The sequence below is a fragment of the Vibrio sp. 10N.286.48.B8 genome, assembly GCF_003050085.1.
Taxonomy (GTDB): Bacteria; Pseudomonadota; Gammaproteobacteria; order Enterobacterales; family Vibrionaceae; genus Vibrio; species Vibrio crassostreae.
In genome coordinates this window covers 116,617-142,995 of record NZ_PIGD01000011.1, presented here as the reverse complement: position 1 = coordinate 142,995, position 26,379 = coordinate 116,617, and the positions used below count along the sequence as shown (strand labels likewise).

The following is a 26,379-nucleotide window of genomic DNA, read 5'->3' as shown; positions in this document are numbered from 1 at the left end:
CTCTACGATTAGAGCGCCTTCATTTATTACGAGCTGTTGTTGTCCGCCAGCTAATTTTAATGCTAAGTCAACAAGTTAAAGTGCTGAATGGTACATAGTGAGGTATTCTTTAGCCGCATCTTCCCAACTAAAATCTTGCTGCATCGCATAAAGCTGGACACGCTTAATTTCAGATGGGTTTTGTGCATAAAGCAACAATGAACGATGTAACACAGCTAATAGCGCTTGCGGTGTTGGCTCTTCAAAAGCAAGCCCAGTCGCGACTTCAGGATCCTCATCATAATCATTCACGCTGTCTTTTAAACCTCCCACAGAACGAACAATCGGCAAAGTACCGTAAGCCATGCTGTAGATTTGGTTTAAACCACACGGTTCAAATTCCGAAGGCATCAAGAAGAAATCAGAGCCTGCTTCAACCAAGTGCGCAAGTTCATTATTGTACGCTTCTACGAACGAAAACTTGTCTGAGTGAAGCGCTGATAGCTCTTTCAGTTGACTCGCCAAAACCGGATCGCCAGTTCCGACAATCACAATCTGAAGATCATTTTTCAAGAACTGTTCGATGATAGGCAGTAAGTAATGAACACCTTTCTGATTCGTCAAGCGACAAACCATGCCATAAACCGCACAATCGGCAACGGGTAAACCCACGTCTTGTTGCAGCTTTTGCTTACAAGCTGATTTTCCGCGAGCCATACTATGCTTGGTCGCTTTGTATTTACGAGGAAGGAAAGCGTCTGTTTCCGGGTTCCAAGCACCGTAATCACAACCATTCAAAATGCCGAAAAGATCCGCAGATCTGTGTTGGAATTCGGCTGCCATACCATGGCTACCTAATTCCGTTTTCAACTCTTCTGCATAGGTAGGACTTACTGCGTTCACCTTATCTGCGCACATCACGCCAGCTCTTAGCATAGTGACATGAGTGTCACTTACTGAAGCTTCCGGCACATTGTAGCTGTGCATCTCTGGTAGAAATTGCAGTTCGTCGTATGCAAACACACCTTTGAAAACCGCATTGTGAATCGAGATAACACTGCGCGTATTTTCAAAGAAATCGTGTTGTTGATAACGCGATTTAAGCAAGAAAGGAACGAAACCAGTATGCCAGTCGTTTGCATTAATGATATCCGGTTGAAAACCAAGCTTAGGAAGCATATCAAGACAGGCTGCACTGAAGAACGAGAAGCGCTCTCCGTTATCAGCATAAGCTTGATTGTTTTCTGCGTACATTTCTGGACGGTCGAAATATTTGGCACATTCAATACCAAAAACTGGAACGCCTTCTACGCTCAGTTTTTTAACTTGGTAAGCCGTATGAGGCCAATGATCGAGTTCAGTCGATAAAATAACTTCTGCTGAATCAATGTTTGGAATATTTCTATATGCGGGGATAGTCACTCGAACGTCCTGTTCGAGTGTTTGCAACGCTTTCGGTAGTGCCTTGGCTACATCAGCCAAGCCACCACTTTTAATCAAGCCTTCAACTTCAGACGCTACAAAAAGTACCGAGAGAGTCTTAGTAACCAACTCGTGCTCCTTTAGAAATCACTACCACACCATCGTCAGAGACGTGGTAATGCTTTTTGTCTTCTGTCAGATTGACACCAATTTGTGTACCCGGTGCGATGTCTGCATCTTTATCAATGATAACGCGACGCAGGATACAACCCTCACCCACTTTCACATCGCCGAGTAAGATACTCTCACTAATATCACACGCTGATGCAATATTGCTACGGAAGCCCAATACACTCTTTTCAATACGCGAACCACGTACATAACTACCACTACACACAAGGCTATCAATAATCTGAATTCGACCATTTGCCGAATCAGTAAACGTAGCTGGTGGCAGTGGCGGGTAATAAGTGTGTAGAGGCCATTTACGGTTGTATAGCGAGAATGGCGCATCTTTCTTAAGAAGGTCCATATGCGCTTGCCAGTACGCGTCAATCGTACCTACATCGCGCCAGTAAACTTCTTCTTTCTCACCAGTAATACGGTTGGTGCTGAAATCATAAACAAACACATCACCACGTGGGAACATGTTTGGAATAATGTCTTTACCGAAATCGTGTGTCGAACCTTCTCTATCAGCATCTTCCGTTAGTTCAGCAAAAAGCTCTTTCGCTTCGAACACGTAGTTGCCCATTGAAACGAGCGCTGATTCTGGGTCGCCCGGAATCGACTTCGGATTTGCAGGTTTCTCTTCAAAGCCAATCATACGGCCATCAGCATCAACCTCGATAACACCGAATTCTGATGCTTCAGCAAGCGGCATGCGCAATGCTGATACTGTTAGCGCTGCTTTCTTTTCTTTATGGAAATCAAGCATCTGTTTGATGTCCATTTTATAGATATGGTCTGAACCAAAAATACAAACTTGATCTGGTTCTTCCAGCTCCATAAAGCCCATGTTTTGGTAGATAGCATCTGCTGTGCCTTCATACCAACGCTTTCCTTTACGCATTTGCGCAGGAATTGGGTCGATAAAACGGTCTGTTATACCACTGATATTCCAACCTTTTTTCATATGGTGGAACAGTGATTGTGACTTAAATTGTGTCAATACGTAGATCTTCATCAGATCAGCATTGACGAAGTTGTTCAGAGCGAAATCAATTAAGCGGTAACTACCACCGAAAGGAACCGAGGGTTTGCTGCGAGATTCAGTTAAAGGTCTTAAGCGTGAGCCTTCACCACCAGCAAGAATCATTCCCAATACACCAGCCATTTTATTCTCCATATATCTATAGCTTGTCGATGTTAGTACTCGTAGAGGTATCTTCCTCTGGGGGATGAGCACCAACACTTATTTCGGTATTTAGCGAATATCCATTCACATACAGTGACAATATCCTAAGCCAAACGTTGTTATGTGTGCACTATTCTTTGCACTTGGTTTTATATACGTTATCGACTTTTCGGCCGAATTCAATTTTTAATACGCCATTCTGTGGTACGTAAGCTGATTGCTTTCCTAAGACTTAAAGCAGCTCACATTACACCGTGCGGGCGAAACATTACATTAACACCCGACACACATCAGGTATACAACTAAACACTGTTCTGTGAGTTACAATATTTTAATTAAGTTACATTCTCGTTAAAGTTACATAAGAAGATGTGATTAATTACCTTTATTTATTTTACAGTGTGAATTTAATAAATTCTCGTCGACGAAACACCAAATCAACACGTTGCATATTTAGTCATATTGAGATCAAAAAAAGCAGCCATTAGGCTGCTTTTTCATCGATAACGTTCAGTTACTTCTCTTTAGGTTTTTTGCGCTTATCCGTAACTTCCCACTTACCGTCGATGTACAACGCAGTCCAACCGGACGGTTTTCCATCTACTTCAGTACGAACGTAGTTTTCTTTGGTCTTACGACTAAAACGAACCACTGTCGGCTTACCATCAGGGTCAGCAACTGGTGCTGATGCTAGGTATTGAAACTTAGGTGAGATACGGTCTTTAAAGCGAACCAGCTCTTCCACTAACGGTGCACGCGTTTCACGTGATTTAGGGAAGTTGCTCGCAGCCATAAATAGACCAGAAGCACCGTCACGAAGAACAAAGTACGCGTCTGAATTTTCACACGGAAGTTCAGGGAAATGTACCGGGTCTTCTTTCGGTGGCGCAACTTCGCCATTTTTCAGAATCTTACGAGTGTTCTTACAGTCTTCACTCGTACAGTCCATGTATTTACCAAAACGACCGTTCTTCAGAACCATGTCAGAACCACACTTGTCACACTCAACAAGTGGACCATCGTAGCCTTTCACTTTAAATTCGCCGTGCTCAACCACATAACCTTCACAGTTCGGGTTATTACCACATACGTGCATCTTACGCTTATCATCGATTAGATAAGCATCCATTGCCGTTTCACAAATAGGACAACGCTTTTTAGCTCGAAGTGCTGCTGTTTCAACGTCTTCTTCAAGCACGTTGATAATGCCTTCTTCATCACCAAGGTTGATTGTTGTCTTACAACGCTCTTTTGGTGGAAGTGCATAGCCAGAACAACCAAGGAATACGCCTGTCGAAGCCGTACGAATACCCATTTTACGGCTACAAGTCGGACACTCAATATCAGTTTCCACGATATGATTTGGCTTCATGCCACCAGCGTCTTCGTCTAAATCAGCTTTTTCCAAATCGCCAGTAAAGTCTTCGAAGAAGTTATCTAGCACGCCTTTCCAGCTTGCTTCGCCTTCTGCGATTTGGTCCAACTTCTGCTCCATACGAGCAGTGAAGTCGTAGTTCATTAGGTCGTTAAAGCTACCATCTAGACGGTCAGTAACAATTTCACCCATCTTCTCAGCATAGAAACGACGCTGTTCAACTTTTACATAACCGCGGTCTTGAATCGTCGAGATGATTGATGCGTATGTTGAAGGACGACCAATACCACGCTTCTCAAGCTCTTTAACTAGCGCCGCTTCAGTGAAACGAGCCGGTGGCTTAGTGAAGTGCTGTTTAGGGTCTAGCGCGATCAGGTCAAGCTTATCGCCGATCTGAACTGCTGGAAGGATCGTATCTTCGTTCTTACCCATTGGACGCTGAACACGAGTCCAACCATCAAATTTAAGGATACGACCTTTCGCTTTTAACGTGTACTCATCTGCTTTAACGCTTACTGTCGTTGAATCGTATTGAGCTGGCGTCATTTGACACGCTACGAATTGATTCCAAATTAGCGAGTAAAGCTTGTGTGCGTCTGCGTCTACGCCGTTTAGGTCTTCCGACTTAACATCTACACTTGAAGGACGAATCGCTTCGTGGGCCTCTTGAGCGCCCTCTTTGCTGCCGTATACAAGTGCTTTAGGTGGAAGATATTGCGCGCCGTACTCAGAACCAATGTATTCACGAGCGGCTTCTACAGCTTCTGAACTCAAGTTAGTAGAGTCAGTACGCATATAAGTAATGTAACCCGCTTCATACAAGCGTTGAGCCAGCATCATGGTTTTCTTTACGCCATAACCAAGACGGGTACTCGCAGCTTGTTGCAGCGTCGACGTGATGTAAGGTGCAGACGGCTTACTCTTGGTTGGGCGGTCTTCACGTTTACATACTTCGTATTGCGCTTTTTCTAAAACGCTAACAGCAGCTTGTGTTTGCGCTTCATTTTCAGGTTTAAACGCAACACCGTCTTTCTGCGCTACTTGCAGTCTAAAATCGGTTTTCTCTGCTGTTTTAGTATCAGCATGCACATCCCAGAACTCTTCAGGGATAAAGGCGTTGATCTCGCGCTCACGCTCTACCAGTAGTTTTACCGCTACTGATTGAACACGGCCAGCGGATAGGCCTCGTGCTACTTTTTTCCAAAGCAGAGGTGACACCATAAAGCCAACAACACGGTCCATAAAACGTCGTGCTTGTTGAGCGTTTACGCCATCGATGTTTAGCTCGCCTGGTGTTTCGAAAGCTTGTTGAATAGCATTCTTGGTGATTTCGTTAAAAACCACTCGCTTGTATCGCGTTTCATCGCCGCCGATGATCTCACGAAGGTGCCATGCGATAGCTTCTCCTTCGCGGTCCAAATCGGTTGCGAGATAAACATGGTCTGCGTTCTCAGCAAGTTTTTGCAATTCAGCAACGACTTTTTCTTTACCAGGTAGGATTTGGTAGTTCGCTTCCCACTCTTTATACGGGTTAATACCCATCTTTTTGATAAGAGCTTTGCGATCTTTTTCTTTTTTGATACGAGCTTTATCTTCTGGGCTCATACCCTTGGTTGAAACTGCAGCAGCCTTTTGACCAGTACTTTGACCCGCCGTTGGTAAATCACGAACGTGACCTACACTCGACTTAACGACAAAGTCTTTGCCAAGATATTTATTGATAGTTTTAGCCTTGGCTGGCGACTCCACTATAACGAGCGATTTACCCATATTGACTCTAACGTCCTTAATCACGATGCTTCAGCACCAACAATTTAGCTTGTGGGCTTTTACGCATGATATTCTAAATTCATTGCTTCTTTTTTTACTATTGTGCGAGATTACTAGAAGATCAACCGCTTTTTTCAAAATTGGATCTGATCGCTCGACAATTCGACGACTCACAGATAAAAGGGTCACAATATAAAGAAGCTATAAAGTACTCACTAAGAATACTTGCAAGAGCCTATTCATCAGGCATTACGTCTAAACGGGCTCATACTAAGCTTGTCCGCGAATCTAACGCGAGCCCCATTCAATTATTTTTGCCGTAAATCACAAAATAAATTGTGGATGTTTGAAAAGACTCTCTTAATCGGTTGTGAAATCATTGAATTTCTAGTTCGACACCATAAACTCAACGTTATATTCAGTTATCAGAGATAAACTCATGACAAAGAAAGTAATAGCAGAATTTGATTTACTGCTTATCGCAAACCAAATTATCCAATCACATGATGACTACATTGAAGGCATGCGCGCAAACAGCGTAGTAGAAAAAGACGATGTACTCGTCTTCAAAGGTGAATACTTCTTAGATAGCAATGGAATGCCGACCGAGAATACAACCGCGGTATTTAACATGTTTAAATACTTAGCGCACCACCTTTCGAAAGAATTTACAATTCAGCAATAATTAAAAAGCTTGCCATTTAGGCAAGCTTTTTTAGTTCCTGAACCTTTACTGGCTCAGCATTTTCAACTTATCGAAGTAATCAGGGAATGTCTTTGACGTACAACCTGGATCATTAATCGTCACAGGCGTATCGCTCAAAGCAACCAGCGAGAAACACATAGCCATACGGTGATCATCGTAAGTATCAATCGCCGCGTGAGTCAGTTCAGCCACAGGGTTAACAATGATGTAATCTTCACCCTCTTCAACCTCGGCTCCGACTTTACGTAGCTCTGTTGCCATTGCCGCCAAGCGATCTGTCTCTTTCACACGCCAGTTGTAGACATTACGGATTGCCGTTGTGCCTTTCGCAAACAATGCTGTTGTCGCAATAGTCATCGCAGCATCTGGAATATGGTTATAGTCCATATCAATGCCTTTCAGCTCGCCACAACGAGAAATAACATAGTCGTCACCCCATTCGATTTCCGCACCCATTTTCTCAAGCGCATCAGCGAATTGGATATCACCCTGGATACTGTTTTTACCAATACCAGTGACCTTAATCTCACCACCTTTGATAGCAGCAGCTGCAAGGAAATATGACGCAGATGATGCATCACCTTCTACTAAGAAGTCGCCCGGAGCTGTGTAAGATTGCCCTGTCGGAATCACGAACTCTTGGTAGTCATTATTGATCACGTCCACACCAAATTGTTTCATAATGTGTAGCGTGATATCGATGTAAGGTTTAGAAACTAATTCACCGTCAATTTTGATGGTCACTTCGCCTTCCGCCAGAGGTGCAGCCATCAAAAATGCAGTCAAAAACTGGCTAGAGATAGAACCGTCGATTGAAACCGTACCACTCTTCAGGCCTGTACCTGTGATCTTCAATGGTGGATAGTTTTCGTTCTCTAAGTATTCAACGTCGGCACCGGCTTCTCTCAGTGCCGTTACTAAGTGGCCAATTGGGCGCTCTTTCATGCGCGGCTCACCAGTCAGAACGTATTCACCGCGACCTAAACATAGTGCAGCCGCCAGCGGACGCATCGCCGTACCCGCGTTACCTAAGAAAAGCTCTAGAGCTTTATCACTTGAGAATGCACCACCAACACCTGTCACTTCACAAACGGTTTTGTCTGCAGACAACTGGTAATCAACACCTAGCTGCGTCAATGCATTCAACATATGACGAATATCATCACTGTCTAGTAAGTTTGTTAGGCGAGTGGTTCCCGTAGAAAGTGCAGCCAAAAGAAGTGCACGGTTGGAAACACTTTTTGAACCAGGTAGGTTAACTTCCCCGTTCACTTTTTGAATTGGTTGTAACGTAAGGCTTTCCATTAAATCTTATAGTCCTTGTACCACCCGAAGTCACTGGCGCGTATTTATTTTCGGGTGATGAATAATTCTTCGTACTTGCAGACTAACGAACTTTTCCAACGAACTCCAGAGCTAATCCCGCTCAAACCGATGATTAATTAGCCAATCAATTGCATTTACATACTAGTACGCGATATCAACTCGAACACCATCTGAAAAATAGAGAATTCGTACATCATCGCCTCGGTTGAACAACATCGAGTTATCGACATCTTGGATGATGTTGACCAACTTGTCGTCTTTGGTTTTGACCAGTAACTCGACCAGTTTGTACTCAACTTTATACTGTGTGTTACCTCGGTTACGAGCAATACCCGCACCTGCTACTGCACCGACAGCTGTCGCCACTTCTTTACCGGTGCCGCCGCCAAACTGATTACCAATCAAGCCACCAATCGCCGCACCTAATAAGGTTTCCCAACCATTCGCTTTCGATTCAACGATCTCTTGTTGAGTGATGTATCTAACCGTATCGATCTCACCATAAACTACTTCGTTCACTGGTCGAGCTTCGTTTCTGTTGTAAGCTGCATTTGCCAACATAGGCAAAACAAGTAAAATCCAAAGCAACTTCTTCATGGTAAAACTCCTAAAGACCTCTTGGTCAGTGATTAATCTGTAATGCGGTACTTATGACTATATACCTAACCGAACTTGATACTACTAGTATAGAGTTTCCTTCGCCCTTCGACGCGCTTGATGAACCCAACGGTCTGCTCGCCTTCGGTGGTGATTTATCACCAATGCGAATTTTAAACGCTTATAGCCAAGGGATATTTCCATGGTATGGCCCAGGTGAGCCTATACTTTGGTGGAGCCCTGCACCGCGAGCGGTATTTAATCCTAAGACATTCGAACCGTCAAAAAGTCTTAAAAAGTTTCAAAGAAAACACAATTATCGTGTCAGCATCAACCAAGCGACGGACAGAGTAATTGGTTATTGCTCTTCACTAAGACCCGAAGAAGAAACTTGGTTAAACAGCGACATGCAGTTAGCCTATCGCAAGCTCGCTTCATTAGGTTTCTGCCACTCGGTTGAGGTTTGGCAAGACGATAAACTGATCGGCGGGCTTTACGGCTTACAAAGAGGCCAAGTCTTTTGCGGTGAATCGATGTTTAGCCTGAAGACCAATGCCTCTAAAATTGCGCTGTGGTATTTTTGTGAACACTTTACACAATTCGGCGGACAACTGATTGATTGTCAGGTCATGAACCCTCACTTGGAATCCTTAGGCGCTATCGAGGTTGATAGGGATGAATTCCTAGGTTCTCTGCAATTGCTCAAAGAGTTCTCCGTTGACGATGCATGCTTTCAAACCCAATGGCTAAAGGAAATGCCTTAATGAATCCAGATTTACAACAAATCAGAATTGGATTAACAGACAACCACGCTTGCAGCTACTTACCTCACCTAGAAGAAAGAGTGGCGGTTACGCTTGACGAACACATGCACACCTCAGATAACTATGAAGTTCTGCTTGCGAATGGATTTCGCCGCAGTGGAGCAACCATTTATAAGCCACATTGCGATAATTGCTCAGCATGCCAAGCTATTCGGCTTTCAATCCCAGAGGTCAAGCTTTCCAAAAGCCAGCGACGAATCCTTAACAAGGGAAAATCACTGCGTTGGGAGCTGAAAGATGAAATGGATGACAACTGGTTTGACTTATACAGCCGCTATATCACCGCTCGTCACCGTTCGGGAACCATGTATCCACCAAAGAAAGAAGAATTTCTACAATTCTCTAAAAATGAGTGGCTTAGTACAAAATTCATGCACATCTATGATGAGAACAAGTTGGTCGGTATCGCCGTAACCGACATCATGTCTCACTGTACGAGCGCGTTTTATACTTTCTTCGATCCTGATATCGACATTTCGATGGGAACACTTGGCGTTCTATTCCAGATCCAACATGCCCAGAAAGAGCAAAAACAGTGGTTATATTTGGGTTATCAAATCGATGAATGCCCTGCGATGAACTATAAAGTACGATTTCAACGTCATCAAAGGCTAGTAAATCAGCGGTGGCAAGGGTAGAATACGCGACAACTTTACATATTTTGATTTTAACGGCACAATCAAGCCGTTGAAAACCGCCAAATTTCGAAAGAGGATTAGATGGCTAAAGAAGACGTAATCGAGATGCAAGGCACTGTCCTTGATACTCTACCAAACACAATGTTCCGTGTTGAGCTTGAAAACGGTCACGTAGTGACAGCACACATCTCTGGTAAAATGCGTAAGAACTACATCCGTATTCTTACTGGTGATAAAGTAACTGTTGAGATGACTCCATACGACCTTTCTAAAGGCCGCATCGTCTTCCGTGCTCGTTAATTATTAATTAGCGAATACAATAAGAAGCGGAGCTTAATGCTCCGTTTTTTATCGCCTGAACATCGCCCTTTAGCAAAACCTATCTCGCGCATCTCGCATCTCGCATCTCGCATCTCGCATCTCGCATCTCGCATCTCGCATCTCGCATCTCGCATCTCGCAAGCATAAAAAAACGCACAACCTAAGTCATGCGTTTTATAGTTAAACTCTTGAACGATCTAATAATCGGTTAGTGCATAACCTCTTCTTTTGCACCAACATAGATGAAGTCAAGCTCGTCTTTCTTCAGAGATACTTTCACCGTACCGCCATCAACCAAGCTACCAAACAGCAATTCATTCGCAAGGGGCTTCTTAAGCTTCTCTTGAATCACACGTCCCATAGGACGAGCGCCCATGGTCTTGTCGTAGCCTTTGTCTGCCAGCCAGTGACGAGCATCTTCAGAAACCTCTAGAGATACGCCACGTGCGTCCAGTTGAACCTGAAGCTCAACAATGAACTTGTCGACTACTTGGCTAATCACGCTTGGATCCAAGCTGTTGAACCAGATGACGTTATCAAGACGGTTACGGAATTCAGGAGTAAACACCTTCTTGATTTCGCCCATCGCATCTGGTGCATGATCTTGTTGGATCAGGCCGATCGATTTCTTCTCAGTTTCAGCCACACCCGCGTTGGTTGTCATCACTAGAATCACGTTACGGAAATCCGCTTTACGGCCGTTGTTATCTGTTAGTGTGCCGTTATCCATCACCTGCAGTAGCAGGTTGAAGATATCTGGGTGAGCTTTTTCAATTTCATCCAGTAACACAACAGAGTGTGGGTTCTTGATTACGGCGTCAGTTAGCAGACCACCTTGATCGTAACCGACATAACCAGGAGGAGCACCAATCAAGCGGCTCACAGAATGACGCTCACCGTACTCAGACATATCAAAGCGCAGAAGCTCAATACCCATCAGTTTAGACAGCTGAACGGTAACCTCGGTTTTACCTACACCAGTAGGTCCTGCGAATAGGAATGAACCAACCGGTTTATTGTCAGCACCCAATCCAGCACGGGTCAGCTTGATCGCTTCGCTCAATACGTCGATAGCTGGGTCTTGTCCGAACACCAACATTTTCATGCGGTCGTCCAGTTTCTGCAACGTATCTTTGTCTGAAGATGATACTGATTTTTCAGGAATTCGCGCCATTTTCGCAACCATTGACTCAATATCAGCCACGCTTACCGTTTTCTTACGACGGCTTGCAGGTGCCAAACGACTGCGAGCGCCCGCTTCATCGATTACGTCAATGGCCTTATCAGGAAGGTGACGTTCATTGATGTATTTAGCTGACAGTTCCACAGCAGCACGCAACGCTTTGTTGGTGTAGCGCACTTCGTGGTGAGCTTCGTATTTTGGCTTCAAGCCAATCAGAATCTTAGTCGTATCATCTAGCGATGGTTCAATAATATCGATTTTCTGGAAGCGACGAGCTAAAGCACGCTCCTTCTCAAAAATACTGCTGTACTCTTGGTACGTTGTTGAACCGATACAGCGCAATTTGCCGCTGCTTAGTAGCGGTTTAATTAAGTTTGCCGCATCAACCTGACCACCAGAGGCAGCACCAGCACCAATAATGGTGTGGATCTCATCGATGAACAGAATCGCGTCTTCTTCTTTCTCGAGTTGCTTAAGAATCGCTTTAAAACGTTTCTCAAAGTCACCACGATATTTCGTTCCTGCTAACAGTGAACCGATATCTAGAGAATAAATTACGCTGCTCTGAATGATTTCAGGCACTTGTCCTTCAACGATGCGCCATGCAAGACCTTCCGCGATGGCAGTTTTACCTACACCCGCTTCACCCACTAACAGAGGGTTGTTCTTACGACGACGACACAGAACTTGGATAGTACGTTCTAGCTCTTTGTCACGACCGATTAGTGGGTCAATATTGCCCTGCTTCGCTACTTCGTTTAGGTTGGTAGCAAAGTTTTCTAAACGGTCTTCTGAATTAGCTTCTTCAGCATTTTCTGCACCACCAAATGAATCAGATGATGAAGGGCTGTCGCCTTCGTTGCTGGCTTTGGTAATACCGTGTGAGATGAAGTTAACAATATCTAAGCGACTGATGTCGTTTTTCTTAAGAAGATATGCCGCGTGAGATTCTTGCTCACTAAAAATAGCCACAAGTACATTTGCACCTGTTACTTCGCTGCGACCTGAAGATTGAACATGAAAAACAGCGCGTTGAAGTACTCGTTGAAAGCTCAACGTAGGCTGAGTTTCGCGAGTTTCGTCGCTTTCAGGGATAAGTGGGGTCGTTTGATCGATAAAAATATCGAGCTCATTGCGAAGAGCATCGAGATCAGCCTGACAAGCTTGGAGCGCTTCCTTGGCCGCATCATTTTCTAATAATGCTAGTAGGAGGTGTTCGACAGTCATGAATTCATGTCGCTTGTCTCGCGCACGAGCAAATGCGCCATTTAAACTCGTCTCTAATTCTTTATTTAGCATAAGTACCTCCTAAGGGAACAACAGTGTTGTTCGAGCAATTTATACTTGCTCCATTGTACATAGTAGCGGATGCTCATTTTCCTTTGAGTACATCGTGACCTGCGCTACCTTTGTTTCCGCTATTTCAGCACTGTATGTGCCGCATATAGCTTTACCTTCATAATGAACCTTGAGCATCACTTCCGTTGCTTTTTCGATATCTAGTGAGAAGAATCGCTCTAGGATCTCGATTACAAAGTCCATGGGCGTGTAATCATCGTTATTTAACACAACGTTATACATCGCCGGTGGCTTTACTTTTGTTGCTTCTTTCTCCAGTAAATCTGAGCCTGGAGATGCCCATTCAAAGTTTCTGCTCATATCGCTTTGCTAAGGGTTATTTTTCGGAAGTCGTGAGTGTTTACCTAACTCAAATTTACCACATTCACGCTTTACGGTGTACTAAGAAACTGCACCGAGAAACAGTACCAAAAAATATCCCTCTATACTGAGCCTAATCCACCATTTCCATCGCTGCAAATAAAAGATCTCGATTAACAGGATTAACATATGTGATTGATTAAAAAGACGCCATAACTATTGATACTAACGATAAGATCACTGCTAAGTTACTATTTAGTTAATAGTTTGCAGTTAATCTCGAATGTGATTTGTTATTAAAATTGATCACTTTTATACCAATTTACTATTGACTGTGCTCAATCATTAGCTACATTGGAGCTAAAAGGTTTTTTAATACATTTTTGCAACATGATTTAAGATCAGTAACACGCTTCAAAAATTAACAATAAGGAATAATTACGCAGGGTAGCGTTAATTTCCGTAAGCAATGTACGAGATTCAAGCTATTAGCTGAAATTCTTTAGCTGGTAGGAATGATATCAATCGCACTTACAACAATTGATATAACAACGTTAGTAACAAAATGCATGAGGGATGTATAGCATGGCTACAGGTACAGTAAAATGGTTTAACAATGCCAAAGGGTTTGGCTTTATTTGTCCAGAAGGTGAAGACGGCGATATTTTCGCGCACTACTCCACAATACAAATGGAAGGTTATCGAACCTTGAAGGCGGGTCAGCAGGTCGACTATGAAGTAGAAAGTGGACCTAAAGGCTCGCATGCTAGCTCCGTTGTTCCTGTAGAAGGCAGCGCCGCAAAATAGGCGAATGCCAACTCATGTTAACCTCCGTCAATCTTCATTAAAGGCTGACTGGTAAACAGAATATTGAAACCGCTCATTTAATACCTGTAATACAGGATTACGTGAGCGGTTTTTTCGTTTTGGGATCTCTAAAGTTGCTCACTAGACAATTCGTTTGAGGATGTACTCTTATTAAGTTAGATCTTAGGAGTATTATAGATGAACAAAAAAGACGCTTTAACGTTTTCGTTAAAGCGTCTTTGGTTTTGACTTTATCTATAACTTATCTGTCAGACTAAGCAACTCGTTAGCAAATCACGTTCATGACTGACTAACGATGAGCCCAATCACTATGCATCAATAAACGCGTTTAGCGTTGAGCTTGGGCGCATTAGTGTTGAAACCAATGCATCGTCAAGTAGGTAGTAACCACCTAAGTCGCCAGCCACACCTTGAGCGTTGTTCAGCTCTGCAACAATAGCTTCTTCACTTTCAGCTAGTTGACTTGCCACACCTGCGAACTCAGCAGCAAGATCAGCATCAGCCGTTTGCTCAGCAAGCGCCTTAGCCCAGTAAGCTGCTAGGTAGTAATGGCTACCACGGTTATCAAGCTCACCTACTCGGCGTGAAGGAGACTTGTTGTTATCAAGGAACTCACCTGTTGCTTTATCAAGCGCATCAGCAAGAACTTGTGCTTTAGCGTTACCTGTTACTACGCTCAGGTGCTCTAGAGATGCAGCCAATGCCAAGAATTCACCTAGGGAATCCCAACGCAGGTGGTTTTCTTTCTCTACTTGTTGCACGTGCTTAGGAGCAGAGCCGCCAGCACCTGTTTCAAACAGACCACCACCGTTCATTAGTGGAACAATCGATAGCATCTTAGCTGATGTACCAAGCTCTAGAATCGGGAACAAGTCTGTTAGGTAATCACGTAATACGTTACCAGTAACCGAAATTGTATCTAGGCCTCCTTTGATACGAACCAGTGAGTATTGAGTCGCTTCAAGTGGAGCAAGGATCTTAATTTCAAGACCATCGGTATCGTATTCAGGAAGGTACGCTTCAACTTTCTTAATAAGCTGAGCATCATGTGCACGAGACGCATCTAACCAAAATACCGCTGGAACACCCGATGCACGAGCACGCGTTACCGCAAGCTTAACCCAGTCTTGGATTGGTGCATCTTTAACCTGACACATACGGAAGATATCGCCTTCCTCTACGTCTTGCTCTAGAAGCACAGCGCCTGCAGCGTCAACAACTTGAACCTGACCAGCAGCTTCAAGGATGAAAGTCTTATCGTGAGAACCGTACTCTTCGGCTTTTTGAGCCATCAAGCCAACGTTTGGTACGCTACCCATCGTTGTTGGATCGAACGCGCCGTTCTCTTTACAGAAATCAATAACCGCTTGATAAATGCTCGCGTAGCTACGATCTGGGATCATTGCTTTGGTATCTTTTTGCTTACCTTCTGGATCCCACATTTGGCCAGAAGAACGCAACATTGCAGGCATAGATGCGTCAACAATGATGTCGCTTGGTACGTGTAGGTTAGTAATGCCACGGTCCGAATCAACCATCGCTAATGGTGGCTGCGTCTCGTATACCGCTTGTAGATCAGCTTCGATTGCTTCTTTTTGTTCTTGAGGAAGCGCTGCAATCTTCGCGTAGACATCACCGATGCCGTTGTTAACATCAACACCTAACTCTTCAAATAACTGACCGTGCTTAGCGAATACGTCTTTGTAGTAAACCTTAACCGCGTGACCAAAGATCACTGGGTCAGATACTTTCATCATGGTTGCTTTCATGTGAAGAGAAAGCAGTACGCCTTGCTCTTTAGCCGATGCGATTTCTTTTTCAAAGAATGCAACTAAAGCAGCCTTGTTCATCACTGACGCATCAATGATCTCTTTATCTTGCAGTGCAAAAGCTGGCTTCAGTGTTTTCTTTGCGCCATCTTTGCCAACGAATTCGATGCTAACGTCTGTAGCACCTTCAATGGTTACTGACTTTTCACTACCGAAGAAGTCTTTGTCGTCCATACTTGAAACGTGCGACTTAGAATCTGCAGACCATGCACCCATTGAGTGTGGGTTCTTCTTCGCGTAGTTTTTAACTGAAAGTGGTGCACGACGGTCTGAGTTACCTTCGCGCAATACTGGGTTTACTGCACTACCCTTGATCTTATCGTAAGTCGCTTTTACTGCTTTCTCTTCGTCAGTGTTTGCTTCTTCTGGGTAGTTTGGAAGTGCGTAGCCTTTTGACTGTAGTTCTTTGATTGTTGCTTGCAGCTGAGGTACAGATGCAGAGATGTTTGGAAGCTTGATAATATTCGCTTCAGGTGTCTTAGCCAATTCACCTAGTTCTGCTAATGCATCACCAATACGTTGCTCTTCGTTCAAGTAGTCAGGGAAGTTGGCAATAATGCGCCCTGCAAGTGAAATGTCGCGAGTATCAACGTTAATACCAGAAGAAGCTGTAAAAGATTGAATGATTGGCAGCAGAGAGTAAGTTGCTAGCGCCGGAGCTTCGTCTGTAATGGTATAGATGATCGTTGGTTTTTCAGTAGGCATGAAATTTCCCTATAGTTCTTACAAGCTCACTTGAATAGTGAGAGTGTTATAAATTGACCAGTAAGCCACTCTAAAAGTGAAAACTGCTTACTCGATAGTCGTACTCTATCTTATTTTTCATGCAATCTAATGACCGCATGAACCAAATCCGTGAGTGCGTTGTTATAATAAAACACGTAGGTATAATTAAACAAATCAGGCTCAAGAGTCCATAAACTTGTTCTATTTTGTGTCTTTTAGGCGCGCAAATGATAGCTCAATTCCGTTTCAGTGAAAACTTTTCAGCACACTTCGTTTACATTTTTGCAAGGTAGTTAACATGTCTACTCGCTCACGCAGCGCATCTCATTCAGACAAACCGGCTCGTTCTGGCGCCAAATTAAAACAAAGCGGTAATAGACAGAACCGAAGCAGTGATAAAAATAACACTGGCAGTTCGTACAAAAAAACGCACTCCAGTAAGCACCGATATAAAGGTAAACCTACCAATGCGAAACCTAAGGTGGCACTCGAAGATCGCAAAGTAATTCTGTTCAACAAGCCTTTCGATACTCTCAGCCAATTTACAGATGGCGAAGGGAGAAAAACGCTAGCTGACTTTATTCCAGTGAAAGACGTTTATGCTGCAGGTCGCCTTGACCGCGACAGCGAAGGGTTAATGGTCTTGACCAATGATGGGATATTTCAAGCGAAGCTCACTCAACCCAACTCAAAATCCCCAAAGACTTACTGGGTACAGGTTGAAGGCGCACCTTCTGAGGAAGATTTAGATAAATTGAGAAAAGGTGTCGAGCTAAAAGACGGTATGACACTGCCTGCTCAGGTTGAGGTGATGTCTGAACCTGTTGTGTGGGAAAGAACCCCGCCAGTGCGTTTCAGAGCGGCAATACCGACAACATGGTTAGCGATTACTATCATTGAAGGGCGTAACCGTCAGGTAAGACGAATGACAGCAAATATCGGCTTCCCTACCCTGCGACTTATTCGCTATTCAATGGGTAATATGAACGTGGGTCAGCTCCAGCCTGGTGAGTGGAAAGAGATCTAGAGTAATAATTCGATAAGTAGAGAAATGGTCGCTATATAAGCGGCCATTTTTATATGCGTTGATAAATTTCAGGCACAAAAAAGCCAGTCCTAAGACTGGCTTTTACAGCTTTACTTAACTAAGAGTTAGACTATTAGAAGTAGTAGTAAGCAGCTGCGAATACGTGAGTTTCTTCATCAACGTTATCGAAACCAGAGTCTAGCTCTTGTTTGATATCGATACCCATGTCAATTTTGTCGCTAAGAGTGTACATAGCAGCAACGTTCATGTAAGACTGGTCGATATCTGAAGCAACGTTAGACTCAGTAGTGTTAGTTGCGTAACCAGCAGCTAGAGTAAGTTGCTCTGTTAGTGCGTAACCAGCAGAAGCGTAGAAGCCTGTTAGTTTTAGGTCAGTTGTGTTGTTTTCAACACCAACTTTACCATCATCAATCCAAGCGTTAAGACCTAGTTTTAGTTTGTCTAGAGTTACGTTACCAGAAACAGAAGTTACTGTGTAATCAGAGTCTTCACGAGCTTCGTAGCCAGCGTAGATGTTAAACATTTCTTGCTCTACACCGATGTAACCATTGTAGCCCATTTCGCCTTTATCGCGGTTATCATCAGTATCGAAAACAGAGATACCGTAAGCGATACCAGAAGTAGCACCTTGGAATTTAGCTACATTGAAGCCATCAGAAGCATCACCAGCAGAAGCACCGAATTCATAAGTCATGTCGCCAGCGCCATCAACTTTATCTAGTGCTGTATCATTTTCCCAACCAAGAGAGATAACACCAGCATCAGTAGTAAAACCCAACCATGCTTTATCTACGTCAGTAGAAGGGCCTGATTGGATATCAACTTTTTGCTCATCAGAGCTGTAGTTTAGCTCTAGGTCAGTTTCGAAGTAACCAACCCAACGGTTGTTTTTGTAGCTAATAGCAAGAGTTAGACCAGTAGCCCAATCATCGTAGAATGCTTTAGTACCTGTGTCGTAGTAACCACCAACACCCCATGCACCAGACACAGAGAATTGGTCTTTATGCATGTCGTCGAATTCAAAAACTGGCTTAGAGTTTTGAGAGCTTGTTTCAACTGCAAACGCAGAAGTTGATACCGCTGCGATAGCTAGCGCTAATAGAGTCTTTTTCATAATAAATCCACTGCCTTTTCTAAGAATGGGAGATCCTTGCCCGGTTCCCTTTTATTTATTGCGACTGGTCATTACCACTCTTTGTTGGTTAATCACCGTCACTAAATTTCGAGGTCTAGATTGCAAAAGATTATCCTGCGTGTCAAATAAACTAAAAACAAACCTAAAAAAAACACAAAACCCTTAAAATCAATAGCTTACATTTTTTTTCATCATTTTACGAGCAGCTTATCCTTAGTTTTATCAGCAAATATAATAATCCAAAAAATGTAACAAACAGAACTTAAAACCATCAACAGTTCATAATGAAGCCAAATTTCAGAATTTAACACCTGCAAGCCAGTCTTTTTTAATATTTATATTTCGCAACATAAATAAAATCGTTAAGTTCCTGATGGTTCAGTTTTTTTTTGTGAACAAGATCTACATTTGATTCAAAAGCAAGCTATTTCGCCGTAAATGTACCGACTAGTGATATGTGCTACTATCCTCGCTCCGTTACGTAGGTCACAGTATGCTAACTACTAAAATTCAAAATTCTATTCGCACCAGTTATCAAAACCTCCAAGATCAGTTGGACAACTTTGTACCTAGACGTGCTCAAAATTACCTTGTTGCAGAAATAGCGAAGACACTTTGTGGTCAATACCACAAAAGTAATCGCATGATCGTTGCAGAAGCCGGGACAGGGATCGGCAAATCACTGGCTTACTTAATGGCAACGATTCCTGTTGCAGTACTCAACAATCGAAAAATCGTCATTTCAACGGCGACGGTTGCACTTCAAGAACAGCTCGTAAATAAAGATCTCCCTCTATATAGAAGACTGACTGATAGAGAGTTTTCTTTTATACTCGCCAAAGGCAGACAGCGTTATTGCTGTGCCGAGAAACTAGCCGCTGCTTGTGGGGTTGATGGTGGTCAGATGGCTATGTTCGAATCCAAGCCAAAGCAAAAGGACATCGAACAATTACAAACCATGTACCGCAGTTTAACTCAAGGAAAATGGGATGGTGACCGTGATTCATGGCCGAAACCAATCGACAACATGATTTGGCAAATGATTGTCAGTGATAAGCACAGCTGTAATAACAGTATGCCTACTCATAGAGACTGCCCTTTCCAAAAAGCGCGCTCAGAGCTAGATAAAGCAGACGTGATTATCGCCAATCACAGTTTAGTGATGGCTGATGCTGACTTAGGTGGCGGCGTAATACTGCCTGAGCCAGAAAACAGCATCTATATATTCGATGAGGCTCACCACTTACCACACGTAGCCAGAGATCACTCTTCTGCAGCGGCAAGCTTAAAAGGTGCCGCATCTTGGTTAGAGCGCTTGAATCAATCCATCACCAAGCTTTCGGGCTTGGCGGATGAAAAGCGAGTGGGTCGATTTAGAAATGAATTGCAGGATTCTGTACAACAGCTAATTCCTACTCTGACTCAGCTAAGTAAGCAGTTTGACGCCACCCATTTTGAAGATGGATTGTACCGTTTTGAACATGGTGACTTACCTGAGTGGCTAGAGAATGAATCTAAAGATCTCAAGCAACTCACACAAAAGGCGAGCCAAGCGGTTGCGAAGATTGCAGACCTTATTGCTGAACGTGTTAAAGATGGAGAACTTTCAGCAAAATTAGCCGAGCCCGCGCTTGCTGAAATCGGCTTCTATATACAAAGAACAGAAAACCTTGCGCAGGTTTGGCGCTTAATGGCCGAGCCTAAACGAGAAAAAGGAGCCCCTTTGGCGCGCTGGCTTGAACTCAATAAAGAGAGCGAAGGCGATTTTGTTGTCAATGTTTCACCACTCGAAGTTGGCTGGCAGCTTGACCAACAGATTTGGAGCCGTTGTGTCGGTGCGGTGCTTGTTTCCGCGACCATGAGAGCACTCAACTCCTTCAGCTTTTTCTGTCACCAAGCAGGAATCAGTCAAAAAGAAGACGATGGCGTGCAGTTTCTGGCTTTGGCATCACCGTTTGATTATCAGAATCAAGCAGAGCTGATCGTGCCAGCTATGAAATACGAACCGCAAGCGCCTCAGTTTACCGAATATCTTATTGAAATTTTGCCTAAGGTAATAGAAGACAACAAAGCCAATCTCGTTCTATTCTCTTCTTACTGGCAAATGAATAAAGTTGCAGAAGCTTTGGCAACAGATTTCGTTAAAAAGTCATGGGCTTTACAGGTTCAAGGTGATACTTCACGCACCGAAATCCTAAAAAAACATAAAAAACTCATAGACCAAGGTAAAACAAGCGTTCTTTTTGGAACTGGCAGCTTTTCAGAGGGTCTTGATCTACCTGGAGAGCTTCTTGAAAACCTAGTTATTACTAAGATTCCTTTTGGCGTTCCTACGTCACCTGTAGAACAAGCACATTCAGAATATATTGAATCACGTGGCGGTAATCCTTTTATGCAGATTACTGTTCCAGAAGCGAGTAAAAAGCTTATTCAATCTGTCGGTAGACTACTGCGTAAGGAACGAGATTCTGGTAAAGTCACGATCCTTGATAGACGCATAGTCACGAAGCGATACGGGAAATCCCTACTCGACTCACTACCGCCTTTTAAAAGAACAATAAAATACTAATTTTCCTACCCGAAAGGTAGTTATGGGCCAGTTATCGCTAGGCCCTGCATTCACAACCCAACATGATTAATCCATCGATTATTCGTGTGGCTGCCCTAACAGCCGATAACGAGAACACTAGCTATTTATGGAAATGATTGAGCCAACCATGTTGGTTATCCTCGCTCTGGTTGCATTTGCAGCGGGCTTTATTGATGCCGTCGCCGGTGGTGGTGGGATGTTAACCGTTCCAGCTTTACTGTCGCTTGGCCTGCCGCCACATATCGCGCTAGGGACGAACAAGCTCGCTGCAACATTTGCCTCATCGACAGCGGCTTTTACTTACTATCGCAAAAAGCTATTTAAGCCAGAATGTTGGATCAATGCATTCATCGCCACCTTGATAGGTGCAACAATTGGTACTTTAACAGTTGATGCAATCAGCACTGAGTGGTTAGAGAAAGTACTACCATTAGTTATTCTTGCTGCAGCGGTCTATACCATTTTTCACAAGACGCCGAATGCCAATCACAACGTGTCACCGAAACCTTGTCCTGTGCTGAAGAAAAAGCAAAAGTACCAAGGATTCATTCTGGGCTTTTACGATGGCGTCGCAGGCCCGGGAACTGGCGCGTTTTGGACAGTAAGTTCTATGGCTCTTTACCGCCTAAATATCTTGCTTGCTTCAGGCCTATCCAAAGCAATGAACTTTACCAGTAACTTCACTTCTTTAGTGACCTTTGCAATTCTTGGTCATATTGATTGGGTTCTTGGTTTAACCATGGGTGTTTGCTTAATGGCCGGAGCGTTTGTAGGGGCACACTCTGCAATTCGTTTTGGTGCGACGTTTATACGACCGGTTTTTGTTACAGTTGTAAGCGTACTTGCAATTAAACTGGCTTACGAAGCGTGGTTTGTAAACTTATAGCCACCAACAAACGAGAAGCAAAATGAATCAGTTTTCAAAGCTAAAAAGCGTTATTGATACCTTGATTGGCCATTGCTCTCAGGTCGATAACTCTCGTGGCGCTTATCATCAAGCACTGTTTGATAGAGCCTTGTTTAAGTGTGGAGCATCGACTCTTCTTCCTTATGCCCTTGAAACTCAGGCAACTTATAACACCATTATTCGTGAACAGAGCACCAATCAACTCACTTCATCACGAGCGAATTACCTGACTGAAAGGCTGACCAACCAGATTGCAGCGATTCAACGAGAGTTAGCCAATCACGATTTGCGCCTAGACAGGAAAAGTAAATCAGGAAAAAGCTTAAACGACTTATACAACGAACTCGCACAACACCAAGATTGGCAAAAGCGGCTCGTCGATTTAGTTCAAACACGAAAGTTAGCGTTTGATTCAGCGCCACGCCACCATAAGAAAAAAGCGGAAGAGGCTTGGCAACTCGCAAAAGAACGATTGGAACGCTGTGAGGACTCAATGAAGAACATTGAGAGATTGATTAACTTAGAGAACCCTAAGCGAAATGAGCACTGATAACACATCATCACCACTGGATAACGCACCTGAAGAAGTTAAGTTAGCTGTCGACTTGATCTACTTACTCGAAAGCAACGAGATCGACCCAAAGGTTGCGTTAGAAGCAATTAAGATTGTCCAGCAAGATTTACAAGCCAAACTAGCATCTAGCATCTAGCATCTAGCATCTAGCATCTAGCAAAAAATATACAGGATTCACATGTACCAACTTAGCTTTTCTATGCCCGAGTTTCTTGAAAATTACTGGCATAAGAAACCAACCATCTTAAAAGGTGGCTTCCAGAACTTCGTCGACCCAATTTCGCCGGAAGAACTTGCTGGTTTATCGATGGAAGAAGAAGTGGATTCTCGCTTTGTTTCTAACCTCGACAACAAATGGACAGCCGAACACGGTCCATTCACTGAAGAGAAGTTTGGTGAACTCACTGAAACACATTGGCAATTGATCGTTCAAGCAGCCAACCATTGGCATCAAGGTGCAAATCAGCTGACTGAAGCGTTCCAACAATTACCAAACTGGTTGTTCGACGATCTAATGATTTGCTACTCAGCACCTGAAGGCGGTGTTGGCCCTCATATTGATCAATACGATGTATTCATCATTCAAGGCCAAGGTAAACGTCAATGGAAAGTGGGCGCGAAAGATGTTGGTCAGTACAAAGAGACCGTTCAAGCGTCTGCTCTACGCCAAATAGAAGGCTTTGAGCCAATCATTGATGAAACCTTAGAGCCGGGCGATATCCTTTATATCCCACCAGGTTTCCCACATGAAGGGAACACATTAGAGCCGTCGATGAGCTACTCTATTGGCTACCGTTCCCCTAAAGAGCAAGAGCTAATCAGCAACTTTGCCGATTTTGTGCTTGCTCATGATATGGGTGACGTACACCTGCACGATCCAGAATTCAAAACGCAAGAAGGCTACGGAAAAATTCGTTCATCGGATTTAAGCAATCTCACTGACATGTTAAAATCTGCACTAGAGCAACCTGAAACCATCAGTGAATTCATGGGTTGTCTGCTAAGCCAATCACGCCACCAACTTGATATCGTCGCTCCTGAGCCATTATGGACTCAAGAAGAGATTGCTCAACATTTAGAGTCTGAAGGTGAAATCCACCGTGTATCTGGCTTAAAGGCGCTCTACCACGAAAATGAAAACAACACGGCTTACATCAATGGCGAAGTGGTTAAGGTTGATGAAGCGGACTCTTTATTACTCAACACACTTTGCGATGAAACCGTGATTACTTCAGCTGCTGCTCTATCTCCTTCGGGCGTAACGGTCGTGACTGAACTGGTGAACAAAGGCTACTGGTTTATCGAAGAGTAAGCAGCGTCAACCGCTGGTTATTGACCATCTTCTAAAGCAACAAATAAAAAAGGGACAAATGAAATCTTCATTTGTCCCTTTTTCTATTCAAGAATTAGTTAAGGCTTAATTGCTTATACCTTGAACTGATTAACCAACTTCTGTTGTTGTTGAGACAGTTCGTCGATCTCATTACCGACTTGCTCAGAAGCTGCGGCTTGCTCCAAGATCTTCGCACTCAAATCGCGAATATTAACCACGCTTTGATTTACTTCACCGGAAACCGATTGTTGCTCTTCGGCTGCTCGAACGATCTGACTGTTCATATCACTGATCGCCTCAATAGAAGTAAAGATCGAACCCAGATCTTCAACTGCTTTCTGAACGTGGAGTGCTGTGTCGTTTGCAAGTATATTGCCTTCTTGTATCGCTTCAACGACATCTTGAGTTCCAGCATGAACCTTGTCGATCACCGCTCTGATCTCACCAACAGATGACTGTGTACGGCTTGCTAGGTTTCTTACTTCATCAGCAACAACAGCAAAACCTCGACCTTGCTCACCCGCCCGCGCCGCTTCAATAGCCGCATTCAATGCCAGTAAGTTAGTTTGCTCAGAGATCCCTTCAATGACACTTAAGATCTCTGTGATGTTTCCATTATTCTTCGCCAGCTCTTCAACAATAGGCACAGCACTCGACATACGCTCCACCAGCTTTCTCATTTCGCCGGCTGAAAGCTCGATAACTTGTTGTCCTTGCTGAGCAGAACGGTTCGCTTCGCAAGCCGCATCAACGGCCACTTCTGCATTTTGTACCACTAAACCGGCAGTCTGAGTCATTTCCTCAGCCGCAGTCGCCACTAAGTCCACTTCTTTAAACTGAGATTCACTACTCTCTCGAGTGCTTGATGCCGATGCTTTAGCCTGACTTGTCGTACTCGCCACTTGTTCAGTGGTATGAATAACTTCTTTGATCGTGTGTTGTAGCGTATCTAAGAATAAGTTAAACCCTTTAGATAACTGACCAATTTCGTCTTGAGATTTCACTTCCAAACGCTGAGTCAAATCACCTTCACCAGAAGCGATATCATTAAGTCGCTCGACCACTTGTCGAATAGGCTTAACAATTGAAAGTGAAGCAAATGCGATAATGGCTAGACCAAAGAAAGTGAACACGGTACCGGCAATTACTTCCGTCTTAATGCCTTCACTTAACTTAGTGCTAATGATGGAATCCAATTTATTTGCATCAGCGACAACACTCTCTCTTGGGATCTCGAACAACACGCCCCAAGTTTGGTTAGCCGCAACAACTGGAGCAAATGCGAGTAACCACTCACCGTTCTCACTCCATTGCGTTGTCACTTCGCCACCAAAGATAAAATCGGTCATCAAGTCGCTGTTTGTGTTGTTACTTTGGAAGCTCGAACCAACTGCAATGCTTGAATCATCAGAAGCAATAACAGAACCGTCTAGGCTCACCACGTAAACTGCACCTGCGCCATCGAACAAGCTTTGATCAGATTGAGTCACTACATTGGTTAAGCCATCTAACCTTAGGTCGATTCCTAAGAAACCAATCGCCATATCATCGACTAAGATTGGCACTGAGATTGAAGAAGTAAGTAAGGTTTTACCCCCGCTATTTACGACTCTTGGCGTACTGATACATGTTTGCCCTGATGACAAAGGACAGTAGAAACGCTCACTGTTGCTATCATCACTCAAAATCGATTCTGAAAGCACGTTCGGCAGAACATTCTCACCGTTGTCTGCCACCTTCCAATAAGGTGCAAAACGGCCTTTTTCGTTAGAACCGACATAATCGGCATCCACATAGTTCGCGTCTTCACTATCGAGCAAGTCTGGTTTAAAGACTAAATACGCCCCTTGGATCGAATCAAAGTTTAAAACTGAACGACGCACCATTTCATCCAACGCAGTACGAAGTTCTTCACTTGGGGTAAAGTTTTCATCGGCATTGTTCTTTAGAAACTGAGCATTCGCCGCTAGCATCTCAGCACGATAAATAGCTTCGTCGACGTAACGTTGAGTTTCTTGAGCATTGAGCTGAGAAACAGACGCCAGCAACTGCTGAGTTTTATTGATAACTGATTCTGAGCTTTGAGATTTGATGACTTGTTGATTACTCGTCGCGTTGTAGATCGAGAAACCAATAAGAGACAGTGACGTAATGATTAAACAACAACCTGCCAAGAGGGTTATTTTCCACTGTACCGATAGAGAGCGCATTTAATATCCTTATTTAAGCCAAAAGACTTCCATAACCATAAC

At 43.7% G+C, this 26,379-nt stretch carries 21 protein-coding genes; 11 read left to right on the top strand and 10 right to left on the bottom strand.

Features of this window, described 5'->3' with window-relative positions; genetic code table 11:
- Positions 1 to 75 precede the first annotated feature (75 nt).
- The 3 genes from glgA to topA form a co-directional block, all read right to left on the bottom strand.
- On the bottom strand, positions 76 to 1,530 hold the full coding sequence (gene glgA, locus CWO08_RS14250; RefSeq protein ID WP_108020661.1) for a glycogen synthase GlgA: 1,455 nt from the start codon (positions 1,528 to 1,530) through the stop codon (positions 76 to 78).
- Positions 1,520 to 2,749 carry a glucose-1-phosphate adenylyltransferase gene (gene glgC, locus CWO08_RS14245; RefSeq protein WP_080582251.1) on the bottom strand — a complete coding sequence of 410 codons (1,230 nt, stop codon included), beginning with the start codon at positions 2,747 to 2,749 and terminating at the stop codon, positions 1,520 to 1,522. The genes glgA and glgC overlap by 11 nt, the downstream gene beginning before the upstream one ends.
- Before the next feature lie 523 nt (positions 2,750 to 3,272).
- Positions 3,273 to 5,903 carry a type I DNA topoisomerase gene (gene topA, locus CWO08_RS14240; RefSeq protein ID WP_017062103.1) on the bottom strand — a complete coding sequence of 877 codons (2,631 nt, stop codon included), beginning with the start codon at positions 5,901 to 5,903 and terminating at the stop codon, positions 3,273 to 3,275.
- A 439-nt stretch (positions 5,904 to 6,342) separates the two neighbouring features.
- On the opposite strand from topA, the gene CWO08_RS14235 reads away from it, so the two are divergent.
- A complete protein-coding gene (locus tag CWO08_RS14235; protein ID WP_017062104.1) occupies positions 6,343 to 6,588 on the top strand; it encodes a YciN family protein in 246 nt (81 codons plus the stop codon).
- A 45-nt stretch (positions 6,589 to 6,633) separates the two neighbouring features.
- Here CWO08_RS14235 and aroA read toward each other — a convergent pair whose 3' ends face one another.
- Complete coding sequence (gene aroA, locus CWO08_RS14230) at positions 6,634 to 7,914, bottom strand: 3-phosphoshikimate 1-carboxyvinyltransferase (RefSeq protein WP_048659670.1); 1,281 nt, start codon at positions 7,912 to 7,914, stop codon at positions 6,634 to 6,636.
- Positions 7,915 to 8,076: 162 nt separating this feature from the next.
- A complete protein-coding gene (locus CWO08_RS14225) occupies positions 8,077 to 8,532 on the bottom strand; it encodes a glycine zipper 2TM domain-containing protein (protein WP_102432694.1) in 456 nt (151 codons plus the stop codon).
- Between the two features lie 53 nt (positions 8,533 to 8,585).
- Here CWO08_RS14225 and aat point away from each other — a divergent pair, with 53 nt between their 5' ends.
- From aat to infA, 3 genes are all read left to right on the top strand, one after another.
- Positions 8,586 to 9,296, top strand: coding sequence for a leucyl/phenylalanyl-tRNA--protein transferase (gene aat / locus CWO08_RS14220; RefSeq protein WP_048659672.1), 711 nt, complete (start codon positions 8,586 to 8,588; stop codon positions 9,294 to 9,296).
- Positions 9,296 to 9,994 (top strand): arginyltransferase, encoded by a 699-nt coding sequence (locus CWO08_RS14215; RefSeq protein WP_048659673.1) that lies wholly within the window; start codon positions 9,296 to 9,298, stop codon positions 9,992 to 9,994. The genes aat and CWO08_RS14215 overlap by 1 nt, the downstream gene beginning before the upstream one ends.
- 81 nt (positions 9,995 to 10,075) lie before the next feature.
- Positions 10,076 to 10,294: a translation initiation factor IF-1 gene (gene infA, locus CWO08_RS14210; protein ID WP_001040192.1), complete on the top strand. Its 219-nt coding sequence runs from the start codon at positions 10,076 to 10,078 to the stop codon at positions 10,292 to 10,294.
- 229 nt (positions 10,295 to 10,523) lie between these two features.
- Here the strand turns inward: infA and clpA are convergent, their stop codons facing one another.
- Positions 10,524 to 12,797 carry an ATP-dependent Clp protease ATP-binding subunit ClpA gene (gene clpA, locus CWO08_RS14205; RefSeq protein ID WP_048659678.1) on the bottom strand — a complete coding sequence of 758 codons (2,274 nt, stop codon included), beginning with the start codon at positions 12,795 to 12,797 and terminating at the stop codon, positions 10,524 to 10,526.
- 39 nt (positions 12,798 to 12,836) lie between these two features.
- Complete coding sequence (gene clpS / locus CWO08_RS14200; protein ID WP_004737430.1) at positions 12,837 to 13,157, bottom strand: ATP-dependent Clp protease adapter ClpS; 321 nt, start codon at positions 13,155 to 13,157, stop codon at positions 12,837 to 12,839.
- Between the two features lie 585 nt (positions 13,158 to 13,742).
- Here clpS and cspD point away from each other — a divergent pair.
- A complete protein-coding gene (gene cspD, locus CWO08_RS14195; protein WP_004736548.1) occupies positions 13,743 to 13,964 on the top strand; it encodes a cold shock domain-containing protein CspD in 222 nt (73 codons plus the stop codon).
- 329 nt (positions 13,965 to 14,293) lie between these two features.
- Here cspD and CWO08_RS14190 read toward each other — a convergent pair whose 3' ends face one another.
- On the bottom strand, positions 14,294 to 16,519 hold the full coding sequence (locus CWO08_RS14190; RefSeq protein ID WP_108020660.1) for an NADP-dependent isocitrate dehydrogenase: 2,226 nt from the start codon (positions 16,517 to 16,519) through the stop codon (positions 14,294 to 14,296).
- 319 nt (positions 16,520 to 16,838) lie between these two features.
- Here CWO08_RS14190 and CWO08_RS14185 point away from each other — a divergent pair, with 319 nt between their 5' ends.
- Positions 16,839 to 17,567: a pseudouridine synthase gene (locus CWO08_RS14185; protein ID WP_108020659.1), complete on the top strand. Its 729-nt coding sequence runs from the start codon at positions 16,839 to 16,841 to the stop codon at positions 17,565 to 17,567.
- Between the two features lie 133 nt (positions 17,568 to 17,700).
- Here CWO08_RS14185 and CWO08_RS14180 read toward each other — a convergent pair whose 3' ends face one another.
- Positions 17,701 to 18,702 carry a porin gene (locus CWO08_RS14180; RefSeq protein ID WP_108020658.1) on the bottom strand — a complete coding sequence of 334 codons (1,002 nt, stop codon included), beginning with the start codon at positions 18,700 to 18,702 and terminating at the stop codon, positions 17,701 to 17,703.
- A gap of 514 nt (positions 18,703 to 19,216) precedes the next feature.
- Between CWO08_RS14180 and dinG the strand changes: the two genes are divergently transcribed.
- From dinG to CWO08_RS14155, 5 genes are all read left to right on the top strand, one after another.
- The gene (dinG, locus tag CWO08_RS14175; RefSeq protein ID WP_055319748.1) at positions 19,217 to 21,292 is read left to right on the top strand and encodes an ATP-dependent DNA helicase DinG; all 2,076 of its coding nucleotides are present in this window, start codon (positions 19,217 to 19,219) and stop codon (positions 21,290 to 21,292) included.
- Between the two features lie 127 nt (positions 21,293 to 21,419).
- On the top strand, positions 21,420 to 22,199 hold the full coding sequence (locus CWO08_RS14170; RefSeq protein ID WP_048659683.1) for a TSUP family transporter: 780 nt from the start codon (positions 21,420 to 21,422) through the stop codon (positions 22,197 to 22,199).
- A gap of 22 nt (positions 22,200 to 22,221) precedes the next feature.
- Positions 22,222 to 22,770, top strand: coding sequence for a primosomal replication protein (locus tag CWO08_RS14165; RefSeq protein WP_108020657.1), 549 nt, complete (start codon positions 22,222 to 22,224; stop codon positions 22,768 to 22,770).
- Positions 22,760 to 22,930, top strand: a complete 171-nt coding sequence (gene rsmS, locus CWO08_RS14160) for a pleiotropic regulatory protein RsmS (protein WP_017111064.1) — start codon at positions 22,760 to 22,762, stop codon at positions 22,928 to 22,930. Before CWO08_RS14165 ends, rsmS begins: the two co-directional genes overlap by 11 nt.
- Before the next feature lie 42 nt (positions 22,931 to 22,972).
- Positions 22,973 to 24,106, top strand: a complete 1,134-nt coding sequence (locus tag CWO08_RS14155; RefSeq protein ID WP_108020656.1) for a cupin domain-containing protein — start codon at positions 22,973 to 22,975, stop codon at positions 24,104 to 24,106.
- Between the two features lie 113 nt (positions 24,107 to 24,219).
- Here CWO08_RS14155 and CWO08_RS14150 read toward each other — a convergent pair whose 3' ends face one another.
- Complete coding sequence (locus CWO08_RS14150) at positions 24,220 to 26,337, bottom strand: methyl-accepting chemotaxis protein (RefSeq protein ID WP_108020655.1); 2,118 nt, start codon at positions 26,335 to 26,337, stop codon at positions 24,220 to 24,222.
- Positions 26,338 to 26,379: the final 42 nt, after the last annotated feature.

Coding starts and splice junctions, on each gene's coding strand:
- glgC (WP_080582251.1), bottom strand. CDS start 2,749: ATGGAGAATAAAATGGCTGGTGTATTGGGAATGATTCTTGCTGGTGGT.
- topA (WP_017062103.1), bottom strand. CDS start 5,903: ATGGGTAAATCGCTCGTTATAGTGGAGTCGCCAGCCAAGGCTAAAACT.
- CWO08_RS14235 (WP_017062104.1), top strand. CDS start 6,343: ATGACAAAGAAAGTAATAGCAGAATTTGATTTACTGCTTATCGCAAAC.
- aroA (WP_048659670.1), bottom strand. CDS start 7,914: ATGGAAAGCCTTACGTTACAACCAATTCAAAAAGTGAACGGGGAAGTT.
- CWO08_RS14225 (WP_102432694.1), bottom strand. CDS start 8,532: ATGAAGAAGTTGCTTTGGATTTTACTTGTTTTGCCTATGTTGGCAAAT.
- aat (WP_048659672.1), top strand. CDS start 8,586: ATGACTATATACCTAACCGAACTTGATACTACTAGTATAGAGTTTCCT.
- CWO08_RS14215 (WP_048659673.1), top strand. CDS start 9,296: ATGAATCCAGATTTACAACAAATCAGAATTGGATTAACAGACAACCAC.
- infA (WP_001040192.1), top strand. CDS start 10,076: ATGGCTAAAGAAGACGTAATCGAGATGCAAGGCACTGTCCTTGATACT.
- clpA (WP_048659678.1), bottom strand. CDS start 12,797: ATGCTAAATAAAGAATTAGAGACGAGTTTAAATGGCGCATTTGCTCGT.
- clpS (WP_004737430.1), bottom strand. CDS start 13,157: ATGAGCAGAAACTTTGAATGGGCATCTCCAGGCTCAGATTTACTGGAG.
- cspD (WP_004736548.1), top strand. CDS start 13,743: ATGGCTACAGGTACAGTAAAATGGTTTAACAATGCCAAAGGGTTTGGC.
- CWO08_RS14190 (WP_108020660.1), bottom strand. CDS start 16,519: ATGCCTACTGAAAAACCAACGATCATCTATACCATTACAGACGAAGCT.
- CWO08_RS14185 (WP_108020659.1), top strand. CDS start 16,839: ATGTCTACTCGCTCACGCAGCGCATCTCATTCAGACAAACCGGCTCGT.
- CWO08_RS14180 (WP_108020658.1), bottom strand. CDS start 18,702: ATGAAAAAGACTCTATTAGCGCTAGCTATCGCAGCGGTATCAACTTCT.
- dinG (WP_055319748.1), top strand. CDS start 19,217: ATGCTAACTACTAAAATTCAAAATTCTATTCGCACCAGTTATCAAAAC.
- CWO08_RS14170 (WP_048659683.1), top strand. CDS start 21,420: ATGGAAATGATTGAGCCAACCATGTTGGTTATCCTCGCTCTGGTTGCA.
- CWO08_RS14165 (WP_108020657.1), top strand. CDS start 22,222: ATGAATCAGTTTTCAAAGCTAAAAAGCGTTATTGATACCTTGATTGGC.
- rsmS (WP_017111064.1), top strand. CDS start 22,760: ATGAGCACTGATAACACATCATCACCACTGGATAACGCACCTGAAGAA.
- CWO08_RS14155 (WP_108020656.1), top strand. CDS start 22,973: ATGTACCAACTTAGCTTTTCTATGCCCGAGTTTCTTGAAAATTACTGG.
- CWO08_RS14150 (WP_108020655.1), bottom strand. CDS start 26,337: ATGCGCTCTCTATCGGTACAGTGGAAAATAACCCTCTTGGCAGGTTGT.